Raw genomic sequence first — 2,450 nt, 5'->3', positions numbered from 1 at the left:
AATAAATACTTAGACTGGAAGTAAAAAGCTTTTATTTAAGAGCTTGATTCGTGTTTCTGAAATATTTCTCTAAAACGAGAATTGAAATTAAGTCTTCTCGCTTTTTGTTTTGAAACTGTTTGGTGTAAGCATTGGCGTTTTTTATGATTTCCTCTGCGGCTTCAATATGTGTAGCATAATATGTTAGTTTTTCGTCTAAGTCAGAAAAATCATCTTTAATTTCAACATAGTGGACTCCACCAATAAGTTTCCCTTCCATAAACCATGTTTCATATTTAGGTTTTGTGCTTACAGCTAAAGAATTGGAAGACATCACATACTTTAAATTGGTCGCTACATCGTTACCTTCCCAGCATAAAATGAATTTGTATTTCAATTGCTTGTAAACAGGTACAAAATCAACCTTCCATTGGTTGTCTCTAAAATCATTAGTTTGACCAGTATCACAAAGTGGATTTTCAAAATGTTTTTCTAAAAAAAGAATACGTATTCTTTTTGGGTCACCCAAAATACCACGACCAATTAAAATATCTTTTTTAGATTCATAAGAGTTGTAATCTTTTATGAAATTGAAATGACGAATTTTGTCCAGGTTTAAAACTACAGAATTATTATTGTCAGTTACGGGTCTGCTTTTTACAATTGCAGGACTCGAAGGGGAGTGAGTAATATCTCCAAAAACAGGTTCCAACAATAGGTTGTTGTCAAAAAAACGAAGGTATTCCAAACTGTCAAAATAATATACACTCGCATCCTCTTTACGATTTAGTTCTTTTATTTTTTTAGTGTTTTCACCAAGTAGATTCTTTGAGTTTAGGTTGCAGTAATAATTTACACGATTGTTTATGTAAGCTTGATGTTCTTTAGTATTGAATTTTTTTTGAAGATGTTTAACGTACCAGTCATTATACCATTTAGGTATGGAATGTATAAGGTTGGTACGAATGTAGTAAAACAATTTTACGTTTTTATACCCTAATAAAAAGTCGATGAAAGTATCCAATGAATTATGAAAGTTTGACCTGAAATATTACAAATGTACTTAATAATTATTACGAAATTTTAGATCCTCAAGATAAAGTACATCTTTAGCAATAATCAACATTAATATGTAACTTTGCGCTCATTAAATTTTGAAGATGAACGATCCAAAGAGAATTACCATTACTGCAGCATTGCCATATACAAACGGACCTGTACATATAGGCCATTTGGCTGGTGTTTATGTACCTGCAGATATTTATGCAAGATATTTACGAGGAAAAGGAAAAGATGTTGCTTTTGTTTGTGGTTCTGATGAGCATGGAGTGCCTATCACGATTACAGCGAAAAAAGAAGGAGTTTCTCCTCAGGATGTTGTGGATAAGTACAATGGAATCATAAAAAAATCATTTCAAGATTTCGGAATTACTTTCGATAATTATTCTCGTACTTCAGCTCCAATTCACCATGAAACAGCTTCTGAATTTTTTAAAGATTTAGATGCAAAAGGAGAGTTTGTAGAAAAAGTTGAAGAACAATTGTATGATGCTGAAGAAAAACAATTTTTAGCAGATCGTTTTGTAATTGGTACTTGTCCTAAATGTGGGAATGAGGAAAGTTATGGGGATCAATGTGAAAAATGTGGAACCTCGCATAATGCAACAGATTTAATCAATCCTAAATCAGCAATTACCGGCAACGTTCCTTCGTTAAAAGAAACAAAACATTGGTTTTTACCACTAGATAAACATGAAGCTTTTTTAAGAGAGTGGATATTAGAAGGTCATAAAAAGGATTGGAAATCTAATGTATACGGGCAAGTAAAATCTTGGATTGATGATGGCTTACGCCCAAGAGCTGTAACCAGAGATTTAGATTGGGGAATTCCTGTTCCAGCAGAAGGTGGTGAAGGAAAAGTATTGTACGTTTGGTTCGATGCTCCTATTGGATATATTTCTTCTACCAAAGAGTGGGCAGCCAGAGAAGGGAAAGATTGGGAACCTTATTGGAAGGACAAGGACACCAAATTGGTGCATTTTATAGGTAAAGATAATATCGTATTTCACTGTATTATTTTTCCTGCAATGCTAAAAGCACAAGGAGATTATATTTTGCCTGATAACGTGCCTGCAAATGAGTTTTTGAACTTAGAAGGAAATAAACTATCAACTTCTAAAAACTGGGCGGTTTGGTTGCATGAATATTTAGAAGAATTTCCAGACAAGCAAGATGTGTTGCGATATGCTTTAACAGCAAGTGCTCCAGAAACAAAAGACAATGACTTTACTTGGAAAGATTTTCAGGCGCGTAACAACAATGAATTGGTGGCGATTTTTGGAAACTTTATCAATAGAGTAGTTGTATTGACAAATAAATATTATGATGGAATAGTTCCTACGCCAAATGAATTTACGGAAGTAGACGAACAGACTTTGGAACAATTAAAGGCCTATCCACAAATTATTTCT

At 33.3% G+C, this 2,450-nt stretch carries 2 protein-coding genes; one reads left to right on the top strand and one right to left on the bottom strand.

Annotated features, from left to right (window positions below; translation table 11 throughout):
* Positions 1-31 precede the first annotated feature (31 nt).
* The gene (locus P8H68_RS10840; RefSeq protein ID WP_300324815.1) at positions 32-1,003 is read right to left on the bottom strand and encodes a glycosyl transferase family 90; all 972 of its coding nucleotides are present in this window, start codon (positions 1,001-1,003) and stop codon (positions 32-34) included.
* 136 nt (positions 1,004-1,139) lie between these two features.
* Between P8H68_RS10840 and metG the strand changes: the two genes are divergently transcribed.
* On the top strand, positions 1,140-2,450 hold a 1,311-nt coding region (gene metG / locus P8H68_RS10835), incomplete at its 3' end, for a methionine--tRNA ligase (RefSeq protein WP_300324813.1).

The sequence above is a fragment of the Flavicella sp. genome (genome assembly GCF_029238425.1).
Taxonomy (GTDB): domain Bacteria; phylum Bacteroidota; class Bacteroidia; order Flavobacteriales; family Flavobacteriaceae; genus Flavicella.
This window is presented reverse-complemented; position numbering and strand designations above follow the sequence as displayed.